Origin of the sequence: Leptotrichia sp. oral taxon 215 str. W9775 (genome assembly GCF_000469505.1) — a bacterium.
In the GTDB taxonomy this organism is placed as follows: domain Bacteria; phylum Fusobacteriota; class Fusobacteriia; order Fusobacteriales; family Leptotrichiaceae; genus Leptotrichia_A.
Genome location: NZ_KI272866.1, coordinates 71,132 through 71,537, shown reverse-complemented (window position 1 = coordinate 71,537; position 406 = coordinate 71,132). Strand labels below are relative to the sequence as shown.

Sequence of the window (406 nt, the reverse complement as noted above, 5' to 3'; positions counted from 1 at the left end):
GGGTAATCTTTCATAAATTTTTTATTTACCGCTACTCCTGTTGCAGAATATGTATAAGGTATTGAGTAATTTAAGCCTGGATCGTATATTTTTGAAAGTTCCTCAAGCTTAAGTCCATCCTTATCAAGGTTGTTAAAAGTTTCTCCCAGTTTCTGCTTGTCAAGTTTTTCTATAAGTCCGCTCTTTATAAGCACATCAACATAATCTGTAGATGGTGAAACTATGTCAAATCCCTTTGCACCCGACATTAATTTTGCTATCATTACATCATTATTGTCATAATAGCTCAGATTTACCTTTATTCCCGTTTCCTTCTGAAAATCGTCTATTACTTCCTGCGGTATAAAATATGTCCATGTATAAATATTCAGTTCCTTACTTCCTGAATCTCCACTTCCACTGCTTT

1 protein-coding gene is annotated in these 406 nt (G+C 34.2%); it reads right to left on the bottom strand.

What is annotated here, in order from left to right:
- On the bottom strand, nt 1-406 hold a 406-nt coding region (locus tag HMPREF1984_RS09140; RefSeq protein ID WP_021767696.1), incomplete at both ends, for an extracellular solute-binding protein.